Here is a 14,680-nt window from a genome sequence, read left to right on the forward strand (position 1 = left end):
TTCTAAGGACGTTCCTGTTCCCACATTTCCCCTTTTTCCCCAGGAACGTCCTTTTATTTTTCAACTAGGTTTGTATTTTTATTGTAAAGCACGGATACGTACTTCTATTTCTTTTTCGTTTTTTAATCCGTCCTTCACTTCATTGATATTCGTATCTCCGTAATGGTACGGATACAAAATATGTGGTTGAATGGTTTTTGCAGATTGTATAGCTTGTTCCGGTGTCATCGTATACGGTTGGTTGACAGGCAGGAAGGCTATATCGATATTCTTTATTTGTTTCATTTCCGGGATATCTTCCGTGTCTCCGGCAATGTAAATCCGGGTGCCGCCCACAGTGAGGATATATCCGTTGTCACGTCCCTTGGGATGGAATTTATCTCTACCGGGAGTTGTATTATAAGCAGGTACTGCTTCCAGTTTGATTTCGGGTGTAATTTGCAGTATATCACCATTTTTCATGGCTTGTCCTTTGTCCAGCATCTTCTGGCAATTCGGATTGGCAATAATTTTTGTATCCGGGGTTTCGATCGCAGCAATTGCTTTGGTATCGAAATGGTCATGGTGTTCATGTGTTATCAGGATATAGTCAGCTTTCGGTTGTTGTGTAAAGTCTGCGTAATCAGAGACTGGATCAACAAAAAACTTTTTTCCAGCATATTCTATTAACAAGCTGGCATGCTTAAAGAAAGTGATTTTCAGGCTTTTCCCGTTCTTGGTGGTAAACGAATCCGTTTCGAAGTTCTGCATCTTTGTGGTCAGATTAATTGAATGATTGAATAAACAGGAATAAGCAAATCCGTAAGAAAGGCACAGCGCGAGTGCTACTAATAAAATCTTTTTCATATCTATACAGAGTTTGGTTCCTTACAAAGATAAACATCTATAGCGATTTATCAGTTCATGATTAAACATATTCTGTTAGAAATTAACTTTCTTATTGAGAAGTAGGATGATAGGCAGTAAATAAGAAAGGGATGAAGCATTGGTGAAAAGAGAAAGGCACAGAATCAAAATGTCCTGTGCCTTTGCTGTTTGTTATCTGATAGTAATCAGCTTTTACGCATTCAACGCTTGCTCAATATCCGCAATGATATCATCCGCATTCTCGATACCTACGGACAAACGGATTAAGTCGGGACGTACACCTGCTTCCATCAGCTGCTCATCCGACAACTGGCGGTGAGTATGGCTGGCGGGGTGAAGCACACAACTACGGGCATCAGCTACGTGAGTCACAATAGCGATAAATTCTAATGAATCCATAAACTTGATAGATACATCACGTCCGCCTTTCAGTCCGAAGGAGATTACTCCGCAGGAGCCGTTCGGCATATATTTCTGTGCCAGTGCATAGTATTTGTTATCCGGCAGGCCGCAATAGTTAACCCAAGCCACTTTCTCGTTCTTAGAAAGATATTCTGCTACTTTCTGAGCGTTACGACAATGTTGAGGCATACGCAGGTGCAGTGTTTCAAGTCCAAGATTCAGTAAGAAAGAATTTTGCGGGCTTTGGATGCTGCCGAGGTCACGCATCAGTTGTGCGGTTGCTTTGGTGATGTAAGCGCCTTTGCCGAATGCTTTTGTATAGGTCAGACCATGATAAGATTCGTCCGGTGTACAGAGTCCGGGGAATTTGTCTGCATGGGCATCCCAGTCGAAGTTGCCGCTGTCGACGATACAGCCGCCTACGCTGGTGGCGTGTCCGTCCATGTACTTGGTAGTAGAATGAACGATGATGTCTGCTCCCCATTCGAAAGGACGGCAGTTGATAGGAGTCGGGAATGTATTGTCCACAATCAAAGGCACTCCGTGACTGTGTGCGATACGGGCAAACTTTTCGATATCCAGCACTTCGAGAGAAGGATTGGAGATCGTTTCTCCGAACAGTGCTTTCGTATTAGGCTGGAAAGCTGCCGAGATTTCTTCTTCGCTGGCATCCGGATTAACGAATGTAACGTCGATGCCGAGTTTCTTCATGGTGACACCGAATAAATTGAATGTTCCTCCATAGATGGCGGATGAACAAACGAAATGATCTCCTGCCTGGCAGATATTGAAAATGGCATAAAAGTTGGCTGCCTGACCGCTGGATGTAAGCATAGCAGCTACACCACCTTCAAGGGCGGCAATCTTGGCGGCAACCGCGTCATTGGTCGGGTTTTGCAGGCGGGTATAAAAATAACCACTGTCTTCCAAATCGAAAAGGCGTGCCATTTGTTCGCTGGTATCGTATTTGAAAGTTGTACTCTGATAGATGGGCAGCACACGCGGCTCACCCTTTTTAGGCGTCCATCCGGCCTGTACGCACAGGGTTTCGGGTTTGAATTGTTTTGCCATAATGATATAGGGTTTTAAGTTTTATTGCCAAAAAAAGTTTTAACGGGGCAAAAGTAGGGAAAATAATTGTATTTTTGTCCTGTTTATAAGTGAAATGATACTGATAAGGTAGTAGTCGAATATGAAAAAAAGATTCTATATTCTTTTATTAATTAGTTTTCTTCTTTCGTTGGCTGATGTGCAGGCGCAACAAAAAGCTACTCCGAAAGCAGGTGAGGGGATTTCTACTTTTTTGCTGCGTCATAACCGTGCTCCAAAGAAATATTACGATGATTTTGTGGAACTGAATAAGGCAAAGCTGGGGAAAGGAAATGTGCTGAAACTGGGGGTGACATATACAATTCCTCCTGTCAAGAGATCGACGGCGGCTGATAAAGAGACACCGGCAAGAAAACAATCCTCAAAGGCTTCGAAAATAGGAACCACTCTTCATGAACCTCTTTTCGGTAAGCAACTGGCGAATGTAAAGGTCACTTCCAACCGACTGGCAGGTGCCTGCTTCTATGTAGTCAGCGGGCATGGCGGTCCTGATCCGGGAGCCATCGGACGGGTAGGGAAGCACGAACTTCACGAAGACGAATATGCCTATGACATTGCACTTCGTCTCGCCCGGAATCTGATGCAGGAAGGGGCGGAAGTGCATATCATTATTCAGGATGCCAAAGATGGTATCCGTAATGACGCTTACCTCTCTAACAGCAAGCGTGAGACTTGTATGGGCGACCCGATTCCATTGAATCAGGTGCAGCGTCTTCAGCAGCGTTGTAACAAAATCAATGCTCTTTATCGGAAAGACCGTCAGAACTATACTTACTGCCGCGCTATCTTCATCCATGTAGACAGCCGCAGCAAAAAAAAGCAGACGGATGTCTTTTTCTATCATTCCAATAAGAAAGCTGAAAGCAAACGGCTGGCAAACAACATGAAAGATACGTTCGAATCCAAATATGGAAAGCATCAGCCGAACCGCGGCTTTTCCGGAACGGTGAGCGGACGCAATTTATATGTACTTTCACACACTACTCCTGCTTCTGTCTTTGTCGAACTGGGGAATATACAGAATACATTTGACCAGCGGAGACTGGTGATGGATTCCAACCGTCAGGCCCTTGCCAAATGGTTGATGGAAGGCTTTCTGAAAGATTTTAAAGGGAGAAAATAAACTTCAATCTCTTTTTTTCGTGAACAAAACGAAAATCGGGATGTTATATATGTGCAAATCGCCTGATGGCTGCTTGTAGGTATGCGAATATATATGAGTCAGTGAATATGCCTCCCCGGCATAACAGGAAGATTGCATAGTAGTTTTGTCGTGTTTTATTTTGTGTTTGTGTTGTGACGGTGCTGCGATGTGAATCGGGGTACCGTTTTTTTTGTTAAAAAGTCGTCTTAACTTCATTTTTTTCAGAACTCTTGTGAACAAAATCCGAATGGGTGCGTTATTTATTATGCAAATCACCTGATAAAGCTTCTTATGGGTATGCGAATATAGATAAGTCAAGCAAGATATGCCTCCCCGGCATTACAGGTAAGATTGCATAGTAGTTTTGTCGTGTTTTATTTTGTGTTTGTGTTGTGACGGTGCTGCGATGTGAATCGAGGTGCCGTTTTTTTGTTATAACCGCTTTGGGGTTATAACCAGGGATTATCCGACATAATAAAATTCTGTGATTCAGTCTGCCGGAAAATGTCTTCCTTTGCAAAAAAGAAATAATTAAGTATCACTTAAATCAAATCATTTATGTTCAATGAAAAGAGAAGCAGCATGCTGCACGGTGTCCTGTTGATAGCATTATTTTCTTGTGCTGCATTTTATATTGGCGAGATGTCTTTTGTAAGAAGTATTTCTTTCAGTCCGATGATTGTCGGTATCATTTTGGGTATGCTTTATGCCAATAGTCTGCGAAACCACCTTCCGGAAACGTGGGTGCCGGGTATCCAGTTTTGCTCGAAGAAGATTCTGCGCATCGGTATCATTTTATATGGTTTCAGATTGACTTTTCAGGATGTGATGGCTATCGGATTGCCGGCTATGCTGATCGATGTGATTATTGTGGCTGTGACTATTTGTGGCGGCATCTATCTTGGTAAGCTGCTGAAGATGGACCGTGGAATCGCATTACTTACTTCCATCGGAAGTGGAATTTGTGGAGCCGCCGCCATTCTGGGGGCTGAATCGACCATCAAGGCAAAGCCATATAAAACGGCTGTGTCCGTGTCTACTGTCGTGATTTTCGGTACTATTTCCATGTTTCTGTATCCTTTCTTGTACCGGAACGGATTTTGTGCACTGACTCCCGATCAGATGGGGATTTATACGGGGGCTACCCTGCATGAGGTTGCCCATGTAGTAGGTGCCGGAGACGCGATGGGAAACGGTATTTCGGATTCTGCCATCATAGTGAAAATGATTCGTGTGATGATGTTGGTTCCTGTGCTTCTGATTACTACCTATCTGGTGGCGAGAGCGCGGAAAAGACAAGTGCAGAAAGGGCAGAAGTTTCAGAAGATTGCAGTGCCCTGGTTTGCAATAGGCTTTATGGGTGTCATCGCTTTCAATTCTTTTGATTTGCTTCCTGCGCAGTTGGTGGCAGGTATTAACACACTGGATACCTTTTTGCTGACAATGGCTATGACGGCACTTGGGACAGAAACAAGCATCGATAAATTCAGAAAGGCCGGAGCCAAACCTTTCGTACTGGCTCTTTTACTTTATGTGTGGCTGGTGGTCGGCGGATATTTCCTTGTGAAGTATCTCACTCCTTATCTGATGTAGGAGAAATCATCTGATGTAAGGGAAAACGTCTCCTTGCAAAATACTTATTATCACTTTCACCGCAAATTGTACAATCTTAGACGGATAAATTAAGTGTCAGTCACTGAGAACTTCCCATTTTATCTGTATGATAGATACAATTTGTGGCGAAAGTGATGCGTTTCATCCGGGCAGGCTATATTTATTGCTTTTCTTTCGGATAGTTAGGACCGTAAAGCATCGTTTTTTTGCGGACAACCAATTGACCGTCTTTCACAAATTCCTCTCCCCGTTCACTGAGGTGGCGGATCATTTCTGCACGCATGCCTGTCAGCAGCTTTTTATATTTCTTGTCGTTCACAGCATTATGCAGCTCTTTGGGATCTTTGGCAAGGTCAAACAATTGCTCTTCACCTGTATAGAAGTACCAGATATATTTAATCTTTCCGTCGGTCAAGGCACACCAATAGTTGTCATCACTGTAGCAAGTGGCATGTTCCAGATCAATGTATTTGCGCCATTCCGTTTCTGTACCTTTAGCCAGAGATAGCAGAGAGCGTCCGTCTATGTCGGTGGGGACGGAGGTTCCCGCTATTTCGAGGAAAGTTGGCAGCAGGTCACGGAGTTCTACGGGATTATCCACCTTGCCGGGAACGACTTGCGCTTTGGCTGGCCATTTAATAATATAAGGTATGTGCGTAGATCCTTCATACGGATAAGTCTTCCGCCAGTGGTAGTGATCTCCCATCATATCTCCATGATCGGAAACGAAAATGATAAGGGAATTATCATACATTCCCTTGTCTTTTAAGGTCTGGAGGACACGCCCTATCTGTTCGTCTATGAAAGTGATGTTGGCATAATAATAGCGTTTGGAGTGACGTGCATATTCATTTCCGAAGTTGCCGTAGGGAGCATCTTTGGCTGCTTTTTCGGGGGCCAGTTCTTTGGCGTATTTCCCACACCAGTCACCAATGACGGGATCGGGAACCTGTGCATCCTTATACATGTCGAGAAAGCGTTGAGGCGGGTCGTACGGGCTGTGGGGACGGGCAAAGGAAACTTTCAAGAATAAGGGCTGATTGCCGTTATCATAATTCTGTATCATCTGACAAGCCATTTCACCTGTCCAATAAGTAGGGTGCAGACTTTCTTTCAGTTTATAGGTAGCTGCTCCGTGATCGTTCCATCCGATTCCGGTTTCATCCGGGTTCTTTCCCGGTGCCTGTATTTGAAACCATAAGCGATAGTTACTGATGAAATTCGGATCTTCCCGGCGTCCGCTTTCATCCAGCAGCGTTCCTTCGAAACCGTGTTTGATTCGTTGCGGATGCCAGTGCATTTTTCCGATACCGAAGGTATAATATCCGGCATCTTTCAGCATCTGAGGCATTTCGTGGTTGTACTTGGGGGCAACTTTACCGTATCCTAACAAGCCATGATGCCAGGGAGACTGTCCGGTCAACAGTCCGGCACGGGCAGGGGTACTGCTGGGACACGAAGAATATCCGTTCATAAACAACGTTCCTTCGCTTGCCAAATCGTCCAGATGGGGGGAGATAACAGATTCATTACCCATGCATCCCATGGCGTCGCCACGTTGCTGATCGGTCATAATTAAGATAATGTGCGGTTGTTTTTGTGCATAGGCCAAAAATGAGCACAATCCGGCCGTGACGGCAAATGTACATTTCAGGTTAATCATATTTTCTGGTTTTTCATAATGTAATACTGCAAAGGTATAAAGTTTTATCTATTTTGCGTGAAAGCATTTCTGCTTTTTATATGAAAAAAGAAACTGTTTCAGAAACAGGTGGGGGCACCTGTACTGAAACAGTCTCTTTTATTATAGCTAACCGCCTATAACTTATAAAGGCATATTTCCATGTTTTTTAGGCGGATTCGTCTGCATCTTGTTCTCTGTCATTTCCAGTGCCTGGATCAGACGTTTGCGGGTTTGTCTCGGATAGATGATTTCGTCGATGAATCCCAGTTCGGCAGCCTGGTAGGGAGTGGCAAACTTTTCCTTGTAGGCTTCCAGTTCTTTATCTTTTGTCTCTGCATCCGCTTTGCGGAACAGGATGTTTACCGCACCTTCCGCACCCATGACTGCGATTTCCGCACTCGGATAAGCGAAGTTCACATCTGCACCTGTCTGTTTGGAGTTCATCACAATATACGCGCCGCCGTATGCCTTGCGGGTAATGACTGTCAGTTTGGGAACAGTAGCTTCGGCAAACGCATAAACGATTTTAGCACCGTGGCGGATGATACCGTTGTTCTCCTGCGTATATCCGGGAAGAAATCCCGGCACATCTTCGAAAGTAATCAACGGAATGTTGAAACAGTCGCAGAAACGGATGAAGCGGCTTGCCTTGTCGCTGGCGTCAATGTCGAGAACACCGGCAAGGTAGGCCGGCTGATTGGCGACAATACCAACCGAACGGCCTGCCAGACGTGCAAAACCGATGATGATATTCTTTGCGAAGTTGGTCATTACTTCGAAGAAATAGCCGTTATCTACTACCCGTTCGATGATATCCTTCATGTCGTATGGTACATTCGGGTCTGCGGGGACGATGGTGTCGAGTACGGCATCTTCACGGTTGGTTTCGTCAGTACAGTTCTGCTTTTTTGTTTCGTCCATATTATTCTGAGGCAAGAAGGAAAGCAGTTCGCGAATGCTCATCAACAGTTCTTCTTCGGTATTGCACATAAAGTGAGTGACACCGCTTTTACTGCTGTGTGTCATGGCACCGCCCAGTTCTTCTTTGCTTACCTCTTCGTGAATCACAGTCTTTACCACATCCGGACCTGTCACAAACATGTGACTCTTTTCTTTCACCATAAAGATGAAGTCAGTAAGGGCAGGAGAGTAGCAGGCGCCTCCGGCACACGGACCAAGAATAGCCGAAATCTGAGGAATCACTCCGCTTGCCATTGTGTTCTGATAGAAAATATCCGCATAGCCGGAAAGGCTTTCAATTCCTTCCTGAATACGTGCGCCTCCGGAATCATTCAGCGCAATTATCGGAGCACCGTTCTTCAATGCCAGTTGCTGCACTTTCACAATCTTTTTTGCATTCGAAGCGGACAGTGAACCTCCGTAGACTGTAAAGTCGTAGGCATAAACAAATACCTGGCGCCCGTCAATCTTTCCGTAACCGGATACGATGCCGTCTCCCGGAATCTTGTTTTTGTCCATGCCATAGTTGGTGCAGCGGTGAACCATTAACTTGTCCAGTTCAACAAAAGTACCTTTGTCGAGCAGCATTTCGATGCGTTCGCGGGCAGTCATCTTTCCGCTTTCGTGTTGCTTTTCAATCTTTTCCACGCCCCCACCGAGGGAAGCGATGCGGTCACGTTCCTGGAACGTGGCGTATGCTTTATTTATTTCTTCCATGATGCAATCCGTTTTTAGTATTATACAATCGGCTCTAATGTTATTAATGTCTGGTCACCGGTGATGTTGTCGCCTTCCTGAACCAGAATTTCCTTGATGCGGCAATCTGAAGTCACTTTGTAGTTGCTCTGCATTTTCATGGCTTCGATGACGATGACGGTATCTCCCGTCCTCATTTCCTGCCCTGCCGTAACAGGGATTTTCACCACCTTTCCCGGCATTGGGGAAGTGATACGATCGTTCTGTTCGTCTTCACCTTTCTTGCGCATACGCAGATACTTTGCCTGGCTGTCCACGATTTCGACATTGAAACTGCTATAATGCGTATTTACCTTATAGCTTTTACCGCTTTCGCGGCGAATCAGTTGTGCGTTTGCGCTGCGACCGTCCATCAGAATATTGCAGGTGCCATTTTCGGCCATCACAACATCTGCTTCAAACGGTTTTCCGTCAATGGTAAGTACCACTTTATTGTCTTCCTTGCTGACGAGTTCTATTTCCGCTACGCGGTCTCCTATATGAATTTCCATAATTGAATGCTGTTTTTAGTTTAGATACGAAGTACACCTTTGTGCAAACCGAATTCTTTCCATTTGCTGATGGGACGGTTGTCCGTTGCGTCACCTCTGTTTTCTTCAAGATTCATCAGATAATCCATGTAGGCAGCAATCATGGCAATGTTTTCGGCACGTTCGCTGGTGCGCATGATACATTGTTGCAGATGCTCGCCGTTCTTGGTGATAAAGCCTGTGTCGTAATGGCCTTCCACAAAGTCCGGAGTGTCCATGATGGCACGCAGGTAGCTGATGTTGTTCTTTACCCCTGTCAGTTTATACTCATGGAGTACGCGGCGCATCCGTTCGATGGCATATTCGCGGTTAGTAGCCCATACGATCAGTTTGCCGATCATCGGGTCATAATAGATCGGGATTTCATATCCTTCGTAAACGTAACTGTCGATACGAACACCGATTCCGTTCGGTTCTGTAATCTGCTTGATGATTCCCGGGCTCGGCATGAAGTTCATTTCCGTGTCTTCGGCACAAATACGGCATTCGATGGCATGGCCGCGCTGTTGGATATCTTTCTGTTTCAGCTGGAGCACTTGGCCGTCGGCAACTTTGATCTGCTCTTTCACCAAGTCCACTCCGACCACTTCTTCCGTAATCGGATGTTCTACTTGCAGACGGGTGTTCATTTCGAGGAAGTAATAATTGCGATGCTTATCAACCAAGAACTCAATCGTGCCTGCACCGATATAGTTGACCGCTTTGGCGGCGGCTACCGCCTTTTCACCCATGTCTTTACGTAGTTCGGGAGTCACGAAAACCGATGGCGTCTCTTCTACAATCTTCTGGTTGCGGCGCTGTACGGAACATTCGCGTTCGCACAGGTGAATCACGTTTCCGTGTTTGTCGCCCAGAATCTGAAATTCAATGTGATGAGGTTCTTCCACGAACTTCTCCAGATAAACGGTATCGTCGCCAAACGAAGAAAGTGACTCGCTTTTGGCAGTCGTATAAGCCTCTTCCACCTCTTCCGCACTGTGGATAAGGCGCATACCTTTTCCGCCGCCGCCCATAGATGCTTTCAGCATCACCGGATAACCGATCTTGTTGCAGAGTTCTACGGCTTCTTCCACACTTTTCAGATTCTCCTGTGTGCCGGGAACGACAGGGACTCCTGCCTCGATCATTTTAATACGGGCGGATATCTTGTCGCCCATTGCCTCCATCGTTTCGGGGTTCGGTCCGATAAAAATAATATTTTCTTCCTGACAGTGTCGGGCGAAAGTCGCGTTTTCGGACAGGAAACCATATCCCGGATGAATAGCGTCTGCATGGCATTCCTTTGCCACTTCGATGATTTTTTCTATATTCAGATAACTCTCTTTGGATGCTGCCGGTCCTACGCAATAAGCTTCGTCTGCATAGAGCACGTGCTTCGCGGTCCGGTCTGCTTCGGAGAAAATAGCGATACTCGTTATCTCCATCTCCCGGCAGGAGCGCATCACCCTTATGGCAATTTCACCGCGATTGGCTACTAAGATTTTTTTTATCATACTTTACTCAATTAAGTACATACTTATTTAATGCCTTCCCATCTTCACAGACATAGTCCATCCGACAGAAACACAGTATTTTCTTGATTTGGGGCTTAACAAATGATGTTCTTTCTCCTAACCCACGAGGCAGAAGAACGCTTTACGCGAAGTGGCAGGTCTTCTGACTGACTCTTGTCTTATAGTGCCTTCCCGAAATAACATCAGTGGCGATAAATTAGTTCATTAATAAGACATTGTATAGAGCTTCACAGCAGCGGGACTGTACGGGATTTGCACCCGATTCCCTTTTAATCGTTGTCCGTTGGACACGGACTCCGAACCATTTCGGGGGGCAAAGATAAATAAATATTGAATACTGTGTTCTGTTTTTGCACGAAAGTTTCAGTTTTGTGCAATGAATGCTCCGGCAGATTTCCTCTCCTTTACTTTTCCAATAGAACTAAATCTCTGTGTATTAATGTTTATGTGTTAAACCTTCCCCTTTTTGTATTGTTAAGACTCCCACTAATTAATTAAAAGGAGAATCGATATGAAAGAAAAGAAAATAGCTCGTGATACGAGAAACAGAGAGAAACTGGCGGGTGATGACTGGGTAATGGCAGAATTTTATGCAACGTGGTGTCCTCACTGCCAGCGTATGCAGCCTTTGATTAAAGAGTTCAAGAAAGAGATGGAAGGGATAGTCGAGGTAGTACAGGTAGACGTAGACAAGGAAAGTGATCTCGCTAATTTTTATACCATTGAATCCACTCCCACATTCATTCTTTTCAGAAAAGGTGAACAGCTCTGGAGACAATCCGGCGAACTGACTCTGGGAAGATTGGGAAGAGCAGTCAAGGAGTTTAAATCTTGAAAAAGTATTAATAAAAAGGGATGTTTTTAATTGAAAGTTTTAAATCGTGTTATAAAACATACTTTTTTATTTGGATAATTTGCTAATAACACAGAAGTACGTATCTTTGCACTGTGTTTTTCATAGTATTAGATTTAAGGTTAACAAAGGTTGGAGCAAGGCGTTGCTCCTTTTTTTATGCCCGTATCCCGGCTTTCTGTTCAGAGCGGTCTTTATTTCGCCAGCCTCAGTTCGTACAGACAAGCCTGTACTTCCTCCGGACTGCCTGTATGCTTTCCCTCGTCATCCGATAGTTTGATGCATTCTCTCCATTCCTGATTGACATTCATTTTGCATTGCGTGAGTTTCATGACAATGTTGGAAGGGGTAAATCCTGTATCATTCGTAAGATTGGTACCGATTCCGAAGGAACAGCGAATCTTGCCCTTGCAGTATTCCTGAATTTCCAGTGCTTTTGTGAAGTCGAGAGCGTTGCTGAAGACGATAGTTTTGGTAGTGGCATCGATGCCCAGTTCTTTATAGCGGGCTACCAGCTTGTCGATAAAATCAAACTCATTGCCGGAATCGCAGCGCACTCCGTCGAATAGCTTGGCCTGCTTGCGGCTGAGATTGCTCAGGAATATTCCTGAAGTATAAGTGTCGGACAGCGCAATGCCCAAATCTCCGTCGTATACATTCACCCAGTTTTCGAGCGCCATATAGTTGGCGTGCTTATATCCGAACTGTGCCCCATGAAACATGAACCACTCATGCGGATGAGTTCCCATCATTTTCATGCCGTACTTCATGGCAAAATAGCAATTGGAAGTTCCGGTACAGTATTTGGCCGTATCATTCAGCCGTTTGATCACCGTCTCCTGTACGTCGATTGAGAATCTTCTCCGCGTGCCGAACTCTGAGAAGCGGAGTTGGTGCTGATTGGACAATTCCACTTTCTCCGACAATTTGCAGAGTATCTCGCTCATATCGGGTACGTTGCCGAAAAACTTGTTTTTGATTTCGGATACGATGGCGAGCAGCGGTACTTCATACAGTGTGACTTTATAAAGAAAATCGCTGACTTCAATATGCAGCCGGCCCGTTGTGTCCAGATGGATATCGATCTTGTCCGGATCAAAACGGAAAGAAGACAGCCATTCCCAATAGACTCTAGGAAGAAACCGGCAATTGCGTGTCATGTATTCCAGTTCCTCTTCCGTAAGTCTCAACCGGCTGAGTTTGTTGAATTCGCTTTTGAGCGCTTCCAGAAACTCTTCGGTATATTCAGTTTCGTTTCTGTCGTTGAAACTGAAAGTGCCCATTGCGTAAGGGAATAATTTGATATAAGCGTACGAGGTGGTAAACTTATAGAGGTCTGTATCCAGTAGTGTTCTTACAATCATGCCGTTTATTCTTTATATGTAAAACGTCGTAAAGTTAGCATTTGTTGAACAATCCTACTGATTAATTGGCAATAATTCCTTCTTTTAGTAAGTTAATCCCACTTTTAGGGTGTTTTCGCTTTCTATAGCGGTGATGCTTCAACAAAATAGGCGAAAAAATACTTTTTTTATGAATAAGCTTCTTTATAACCAATCAATTATTGCTGTAAACCGTAAGACGCAAAATACGTATATGATTATTATACAGTATGATACGGATTACTATATTCTCAATCATTCTCATGGTGATGAGAAAAAATTCTCACCACTATGAGAAAAGTTTCTCATCGCATTGAGAAAAAGTTCTCACTGCAATGAGAATTTTTTCTCGAAGGCATGAGAATTTTTTCTCGTTAAAGAGAGAACGGATGCTTATAGTAATAACCTGCTCATAGTTGCAGCCTTTTATTTACTTTGTTTATTGGATATGAATGGTTATACTCTTGACGATATGCAGTGCTGTGGTAAGTGAAGAGGTATTGGTCACGATCTTTCCGTTGCTGCCATCGGGGCTGCTGTGTCCGATTAGCGGGGAAAAAGGGACTTTTTATTTGTTAATTAGAAAAAACGGCTTTGGAGTATGCTGAGGGAGACGAGAAAGAGAATAAATGGACAGTACATCTGGCTTTATGAAGGTGTGTCAAAAGTAACTAAACTCCCCTCTTCAGGAAGGAAGAGTGGCTGAAAGCCGGAGTGGTAGGTATGCTGTATGGTTGAATATCAATAGCTTGTGTGCTCACCTACCACCTCCTCCTACGGGTACTCCTCTTCCCGAAGGAGGAGAGTGTGGATACAACTGACTTTTTAGTCAGCCTCAGTTTAGTTACTTTTGATTTTTGACACACCTTCATCGTTCTTATGATAAAAAGCAGGATGTACTGTCCGGGGTATATTTATGATAATTCAACGGTAGGATTGTGAATGGTTAAGCCACCGTCTACCACAATCGTCTGTCCGGTGATGTATCGTGCATCGTTGGAGGCCAGGAATGCAATAGTGGCGGCAACGTCTTCGGGTTCTCCCAAATAAGGCGTGGCGCATTGTCCCAGAAATATATTGCGTACTTCTTCGTTCAGATTGTCCAGTGCGGCAGGGGTAAGAACCAGTCCCGGTGCTACGGCATTGCAGCGGATATTTTTCTTTCCCATTTGGGTGGCGATATATTTGGTCAGATTGATGACACCTGCTTTGCTGGCTCCGTAGAGAGTGCCGTTGGCGTCGGCTGTCAGTCCGCTTATAGATGCTACGTTTACGATATTTCCGCCTCCGTGAGTGGTCATGATGGGAATGACCTGCTGAGAAAGATACATCGTGCAGCAAAGGTTCAGATGGAATACTTCGTCGAAGTAATCGATATCCAGCTTTTCAATATTCAGATCACGTTTGGGGTCGGTTCCGCCTACGTTGTTTATAAGTACGTCTATCTGACCGTATTCCTTCATGGCGAAATCAACCAGTTCTTTACAGCTTTGGAGTTCGGTGGCGGAGAAATAGATGGGACGCACGTCGGCCCCTGCTTGAGTGAGTTCGGCGGCAAGCTTGTCGGCCCTTTCCTGCGAAAGATCGGCGATGACTACTTTTCCTCCTTCGGAGACGATGCGGCGTGTGGTTGCTTCGCCAATGCCACCGGCAGCACCGGTGATGACGACTACTTTGTTTTCAAATCTTTTCATATATGTTGAGAATTTGATGATTACCTTCCTCTAATTAACAGCTAATGAATGGATTTGTTGTTGCCTGTAAACTCTTATTAATAGGAATCGGCAACAGATTCGAAAACTTTTGCATCTCATTCAGTTTTATGGGCTAAATATTTAAGAAGACTGCTAAATGTTAACATGAA

At 44.6% G+C, this 14,680-nt stretch carries 11 protein-coding genes and 1 riboswitch; of the genes, 3 read left to right on the forward strand and 8 right to left on the reverse strand.

Annotated elements, in window-relative coordinates; translation table 11 throughout:
* Window positions 1-78: 78 nt before the first annotated feature.
* Both KTR07_RS20450 and KTR07_RS20455 read right to left on the reverse strand, forming a co-directional pair.
* On the reverse strand, window positions 79-846 hold the full coding sequence (locus KTR07_RS20450) for an MBL fold metallo-hydrolase (RefSeq protein WP_008766271.1): 768 nt from the start codon (window positions 844-846) through the stop codon (window positions 79-81).
* Window positions 847-1,059: 213 nt separating this feature from the next.
* The gene (locus tag KTR07_RS20455; RefSeq protein ID WP_008761151.1) at window positions 1,060-2,340 is read right to left on the reverse strand and encodes an O-acetylhomoserine aminocarboxypropyltransferase/cysteine synthase family protein; all 1,281 of its coding nucleotides are present in this window, start codon (window positions 2,338-2,340) and stop codon (window positions 1,060-1,062) included.
* 121 nt (window positions 2,341-2,461) lie between these two features.
* Here KTR07_RS20455 and KTR07_RS20460 point away from each other — a divergent pair, with 121 nt between their 5' ends.
* Together KTR07_RS20460 and KTR07_RS20465 are read left to right on the forward strand one after the other, a co-directional pair.
* Window positions 2,462-3,502, forward strand: coding sequence for an N-acetylmuramoyl-L-alanine amidase (locus tag KTR07_RS20460; RefSeq protein WP_008761152.1), 1,041 nt, complete (start codon window positions 2,462-2,464; stop codon window positions 3,500-3,502).
* Window positions 3,503-4,081: 579 nt separating this feature from the next.
* On the forward strand, window positions 4,082-5,116 hold the full coding sequence (locus KTR07_RS20465; RefSeq protein ID WP_008766269.1) for a YeiH family protein: 1,035 nt from the start codon (window positions 4,082-4,084) through the stop codon (window positions 5,114-5,116).
* A 181-nt stretch (window positions 5,117-5,297) separates the two neighbouring features.
* On the opposite strand, the gene KTR07_RS20470 is transcribed toward KTR07_RS20465, so the two are convergent.
* From KTR07_RS20470 to accC, 4 genes are all read right to left on the reverse strand, one after another.
* Window positions 5,298-6,800: an arylsulfatase gene (locus KTR07_RS20470; RefSeq protein WP_061473757.1), complete on the reverse strand. Its 1,503-nt coding sequence runs from the start codon at window positions 6,798-6,800 to the stop codon at window positions 5,298-5,300.
* Window positions 6,801-6,962: 162 nt separating this feature from the next.
* On the reverse strand, window positions 6,963-8,498 hold the full coding sequence (locus KTR07_RS20475) for an acyl-CoA carboxylase subunit beta (RefSeq protein ID WP_113748213.1): 1,536 nt from the start codon (window positions 8,496-8,498) through the stop codon (window positions 6,963-6,965).
* 20 nt (window positions 8,499-8,518) lie between these two features.
* Window positions 8,519-9,028, reverse strand: a complete 510-nt coding sequence (locus tag KTR07_RS20480; protein WP_113748214.1) for an acetyl-CoA carboxylase biotin carboxyl carrier protein subunit — start codon at window positions 9,026-9,028, stop codon at window positions 8,519-8,521.
* Window positions 9,029-9,048: 20 nt separating this feature from the next.
* Window positions 9,049-10,560 (reverse strand): acetyl-CoA carboxylase biotin carboxylase subunit, encoded by a 1,512-nt coding sequence (gene accC, locus KTR07_RS20485; RefSeq protein ID WP_217315493.1) that lies wholly within the window; start codon window positions 10,558-10,560, stop codon window positions 9,049-9,051.
* A gap of 135 nt (window positions 10,561-10,695) precedes the next feature.
* Window positions 10,696-10,902, reverse strand: a riboswitch (cobalamin riboswitch).
* 190 nt (window positions 10,903-11,092) lie between these two features.
* Here accC and KTR07_RS20490 point away from each other — a divergent pair.
* A complete protein-coding gene (locus tag KTR07_RS20490) occupies window positions 11,093-11,416 on the forward strand; it encodes a co-chaperone YbbN (protein WP_113748216.1) in 324 nt (107 codons plus the stop codon).
* Between the two features lie 212 nt (window positions 11,417-11,628).
* Here KTR07_RS20490 and pncB read toward each other — a convergent pair whose 3' ends face one another.
* Both pncB and KTR07_RS20500 read right to left on the reverse strand, forming a co-directional pair.
* Window positions 11,629-12,798, reverse strand: a complete 1,170-nt coding sequence (gene pncB, locus KTR07_RS20495; protein ID WP_113748218.1) for a nicotinate phosphoribosyltransferase — start codon at window positions 12,796-12,798, stop codon at window positions 11,629-11,631.
* 932 nt (window positions 12,799-13,730) lie between these two features.
* Entirely contained in the window at window positions 13,731-14,510 is a 780-nt protein-coding gene (locus tag KTR07_RS20500) for an SDR family NAD(P)-dependent oxidoreductase (RefSeq protein ID WP_008766263.1), read from the reverse strand.
* Window positions 14,511-14,680 lie beyond the last annotated feature (170 nt).

It is taken from the genome of Bacteroides sp. MSK.20.82 (genome assembly GCF_019052485.1).
Lineage (GTDB): Bacteria > Bacteroidota > Bacteroidia > Bacteroidales > Bacteroidaceae > Bacteroides > Bacteroides thetaiotaomicron.